Raw genomic sequence first — 4,412 nt, 5'->3', positions numbered from 1 at the left:
AATGATCCTTATCCTCACGATTGGTAAAATATGAATAAAAATGGAGGTGAAAGAGCTTTGACAATAACAACGAAAAATAGCCCCTTTTCTATTGAAGATACAGAACCGCTGCTTCCTTGGTTGTCCTCTTTCGGTCAATCAGAAGGAGGAGGGGTCAGCCGATTGCTTTATACACCTTCCTGGTTAGAAGCTCAACTTGCCTTAAAGCAGAAAATGGAACAATCTGGACTGCACACTTATTTTGATAGTGTTGGCAACCTCTTTGGACGATTAGAGGGTAAACAAGACACTGTCACGATATTGACCGGCTCACACATCGATTCTGTAATAAACGGAGGAAAATATGATGGAACCTATGGAATTATTGCCAGTTTTTTAGCTGCCCAGCTTGTTTATCAAAAATATGGGAAACCAAAGAAAAATATTGAAGTCGTATCATTATGCGAAGAAGAAGGAAGCCGCTTTCCACTCACCTTCTGGGGATCTGGCAACATTACAGGAAAATATTCGATCACTGACGCAAACAATATTCATGATGCCAACAGTGTTTCTTTAAGAACAGCGATGAACGAAGCAGACTTTAACCCAGAACACTATCAATCACCAGTAAGAAAAGATCTCGAAGCATTTATCGAACTACATGTAGAGCAGGGAATCATTTTGGACCGAACGAGAACTTCGCTCGGAATAGTTGACTCCATTGTTGGACAGCGCCGCTTTACAGTACAAATTTCTGGAGAAAGCAATCATGCCGGCACCACACCTATGTCCTATCGAAAAGATTCTTTATACTTCGCTTCAAAATATATTTATTTTCTTACCAACAAAGCGATGAAGCTGGACCAGGATTTAGTTATTACGGCAGGAAAAATGAATGTGATGCCAAACACTCCAAATGTCATTCCAGGCAACGCGGAATTCACATTGGACATTCGCCATCATGATGAGGCTGTTTTAGAAACATTCTGTAACGAAGCAAGGCACACGCTTGATCAAATGGCAAAAGAGTTAACTATGTGTGCCAAAATGTCCAAATGGCTGGATATTAAACCTGTTCCGATGAATACCCCTTTAACAGCATTAGCAACCAAAATAGCAAAAGAGCAGCAAATCTCTTATCGCAAGCTTATGAGCGGCGCTGGACATGATGCCCAAGTATTTGGTGAATACTGTCCTACTGCCTTATTATTTGTACCAAGTAAAGATGGCATCAGTCATTCTCCAAAGGAGTTTACCAATAAAGCAGATCTGGAGAATGGTGTTAGAATCCTCACCGAATTTCTTTATCAATTAGCCTATTAATAAAGGGAGATTAAATAGATGAAATATACTGATTTAAACACACCTAACCGAACGATTATGACACCAGGGCCTGTCGAAGTTGATCCTCGTGTGTTAAGAGCAATGAGTACCCCGATTCTTGGCCAGTTTGATCCCGCATTCACCAATATCATGAATGAAGTGATGGAAATGCTCCGGACCATCTTTCAAACTACCAATCAATGGGCTTTTCCGGTTGATGGTACGTCAAGATCCGGAATTGAAGCAATTCTATGCAGTGTCATCGAACCTGGAGATAAAGTATTGGTACCAATCTTTGGACGGTTTGGCTATTTGCTGACAGAAATCTGCGAAAGATACGGTGCTGACGTTCATACGATTGAATGTTCGTGGGGAGAAGTATTTGACCAGCAGGAGATCATAGCAGCCATCCGGGACATTCAGCCGAAAGTTCTCGCAGTTGTTCATGGAGAAACGTCGACAGGATGTATGCAGCCGATCGATAAATTAGGAACCATTTGCCGAGAAGAAGAGGTACTGTTTATTGTAGATGCAGTTGCTACGATTGGCGGCGTGGATATCAAAGTAGATGAATGGAAGATTGATGCATTAATTGCAGGTACACAAAAATGTCTCTCCATACCAGCAGGAATGGCTCCTGTCACCTATAATGAGCGTGTCGAGAAAGTGATAACGCAAAGAAAAAAAGTAGAAAAAGGGATTTCAACAGAAACAGATCGCCTCGAGGAGCTTGATCGGAGTCATTCATTTGTCAAAAGTAATTACTTGGATCTAAGTATGCTGCAGGATTACTGGAGCCCACGCCGATTGAACCACCATACAGAAGCAACATCAATGCTGTATGCATTGCGCGAAGGTTTGCGGATTATTTTAGAAGAAGGTTTAGAAAACCGGTTTCATCGGCATCAACTGCATGAGCAGGCGTTAATGGCAGGGATTGAAGCAATGGGATTGAAACGGTATGGAAATCCTGCTGCAAAACTGCCTACCGTTACATGCATTGAAGTCCCCACAGGTGTTAACCCAGAGACTGTCAGGGAAATGCTGCTTGACCAATTCGGCATCGAAATCGCCAAATCTTTCGGTCCGCTCGAAGGAAAGATCTGGCGGATCGGGACAATGGGCTATAGCTGCCGAAAAGAAAATGTATTGTTCACTTTAGCCGCATTAGAAGCTGTACTTATCCGACATGGAGCAAAAGTAGAAACAGGAAAAGCAATGCAGGCAGCATTAGATATTTATCATAATTCCCAGCTGATCGTACATGCCGAAGTTCTTTAATTGTTTAGAAAAACTCGCATTCGCTCGTCTTTTTGCGAATGTGTTAGTTTTCTTATACTTGGATCTTTAAAAATTCTACTACGACGAACAAAACTTCCTTGCAGAAACTTTATACTTGCCTAACGTATTAAAAAGGGGATGAGAAAAATGGATAAGCATGCAGCGGATTTGCTATTAATAAACGGGAACGCCGTACTGCCAGATGGAGTAAAACAAGTAAATATTGCGATCAAAGATGGAAAAATTCTCTCAATCAATGAGGAGCAAGATAGATCTGCCAAAGAAATAATAGATATCCAGGGAAATTATATTTTCCCTGGAGCAATCGATGTACATGTTCATTTTAATGAGCCAGGACAAGCGGATTGGGAAGGTTTCGAGACTGGTTCTTATATGTTAGCAGCAGGCGGATATACGACATTTTTTGATATGCCTTTAAACAGTGTCCCTTCTACAACAACCAGTGAAGCATATCTGTTAAAAGATAGACTAGCCAGACAAAAATCTTGTCTGGATTATTATTTATGGGGAGGGTTAGTACCAGGCAATATCGCTGATCTTTCTGAACTTGCCGATCTTGGTGCAATAGGGTTTAAAGCATTTTTATCAGACTCAGGAAATGAAGACTTCGAAGCAGTAGATGACTCCACATTACTCCAAGGTATGCAGGAAATTGCTAGATTAAATAAAATCCTCGCCCTCCATGCAGAAAGCAATACTATCACCAATTTTTTGAAAGAAAAAAAACTGGCAAATCAGCAATTTGATTTGGATGATTATTTAGCAAGCAGACCGATTATTGCAGAAACAGAAGCTGTCCAGCGGGCTATTTATTATGCAGAAATCACGGGATGTCCATTACATTTTGTTCATATTAGCAGCTGGGAAGCAATCAAAGTAATTAATGAAGCAAAAAATAGAGGATTGAATATTACTGTGGAGACCTGTCCTCATTATCTTTTATTCAACCATGAAGACATAAAAGTGAAAGGAAATCTTGCGAAATGTGCTCCCCCCATACGCAGAAAAAAGGAGAACGAAAAGTTGATAGAGCTTTTGATCGAGGATCAATTTGATATCATCGCTTCCGATCACTCTCCTGCTCCTTTTACCTTAAAAGATCCAAACACCCACAATATTTTCAGCGCATGGGGAGGGATCAGCGGGGGACAATTCTCTCTGCTCGCCATGATTGAGCTGGCAAAATTGTATTCTATTCCATTCGAGAAGATTGCGAAATGGACCGCGAAAAATCCCGCAAACCGTTTTTCCATCCAAAAGAAAGGCATCATTACAGAAGGGTATGATGCAGATCTATCGATAATCTCCATGAACGAAGAAACAATCGTGACTCCGGAGAACTACTTTGCACGGCATAAACAGAGCATTTATATGGATCATCATTTCCCTTGCCGGGTCAAGAAAACTTTTCTGCGAGGCAGAGTGGTATACGATTCACAGAACACACAGATACAGATACAAAAATAATTTCCCCCAATCACTTTACCAAAAGGAGCTTCGGATCGATCTATTCCAGGCCACTGAAAAACCTCTCCATATTTAAGGAGGTGGATAGCAAAGACTTACTTACGTTCTTAATAATGTGCGTGCGGATTGGCCGCTCTGGTGGAACACTTCCCTTCTAGCGAGGACGAGGACCAGTCTTGTCCTCTTCTTTTTTTAGTTCATTTTTAATGGACTCTTTTGTGCTGTTAGAAAGGGGTCTGAATACCATGACGCCAAAGAAATGCTGTGCTCATGGCATTCAAAAGGGCTCTGAATACCATGACAACAAAGATATGCTATGCTCAATGCATTCAGAAGGTCTC

Annotated in this window: 3 protein-coding genes; all 3 read left to right on the top strand. The window is 41.2% G+C overall.

All coding sequences use genetic code 11. The annotated features are described in order from the left end of the window. Positions 1–57 precede the first annotated feature (57 nt). Positions 58–1,302, top strand: a complete 1,245-nt coding sequence (allC, locus tag F9U64_RS05845; protein ID WP_407647293.1) for an allantoate deiminase — start codon at positions 58–60, stop codon at positions 1,300–1,302. An 18-nt stretch (positions 1,303–1,320) separates the two neighbouring features. Further along, positions 1,321–2,583: a pyridoxal-phosphate-dependent aminotransferase family protein gene (locus F9U64_RS05840; RefSeq protein ID WP_153402076.1), complete on the top strand. Its 1,263-nt coding sequence runs from the start codon at positions 1,321–1,323 to the stop codon at positions 2,581–2,583. 147 nt (positions 2,584–2,730) lie between these two features. Further along, positions 2,731–4,071 carry an allantoinase AllB gene (allB, locus tag F9U64_RS05835; protein WP_153402075.1) on the top strand — a complete coding sequence of 447 codons (1,341 nt, stop codon included), beginning with the start codon at positions 2,731–2,733 and terminating at the stop codon, positions 4,069–4,071. Positions 4,072–4,412: the final 341 nt, after the last annotated feature.

This window comes from Gracilibacillus oryzae (genome assembly GCF_009498735.1).
Classification (GTDB): Bacteria; Bacillota; Bacilli; order Bacillales; family Amphibacillaceae; genus Gracilibacillus; species Gracilibacillus oryzae.
The sequence above is the reverse complement of the archived record's forward strand: the minus strand, read 5'-3'. Positions and strand labels throughout refer to the sequence as shown.

What these genes read in the sequence shown, in the direction of transcription:
- F9U64_RS05840 (WP_153402076.1), top strand. Translation starts at nt 1,321, where the DNA reads ATGAAATATACTGATTTAAACACACCTAACCGAACGATTATGACACCA.
- allB (WP_153402075.1), top strand. Translation starts at nt 2,731, where the DNA reads ATGGATAAGCATGCAGCGGATTTGCTATTAATAAACGGGAACGCCGTA.